Raw genomic sequence first — 255 nt, 5'->3', positions numbered from 1 at the left:
CCAATGATAATCCGTTTGGTAAACTTGGACTAATACTAAAAGTCAAGTTTTCTCCTGAAACCGTTGGTTGTAAATTGGTGATTATTTCATCGATTGTGAAAACATTTGGTGTGTTGTAACTCAAACCATTTGGAGCAACATCAATCACTGCAATCGACAAGGTAAAAGTTGTACTTCCACCAGAATTCGTAGCCGTAACTTCATAATCCGTAGCCGATTGTAAAACCGTTGGCGTTCCAGAAATTATTCCGGTTG

Annotated in this window: 1 protein-coding gene; it reads right to left on the bottom strand. The window is 38.4% G+C overall.

Features of this window, described 5'->3' with window-relative positions; genetic code table 11:
- Positions 1–255 (bottom strand): hypothetical protein (locus G6042_RS00325; RefSeq protein WP_211161584.1); only part of this gene is annotated, 255 nt, incomplete at both ends.

It is taken from the genome of Flavobacterium solisilvae (assembly GCF_012911605.1).
GTDB classification, from domain to species: domain Bacteria; phylum Bacteroidota; class Bacteroidia; order Flavobacteriales; family Flavobacteriaceae; genus Flavobacterium; species Flavobacterium solisilvae.
Note: the sequence above shows the minus strand (reverse complement) of the source record. Positions and strands in the feature narration are given on the sequence as shown.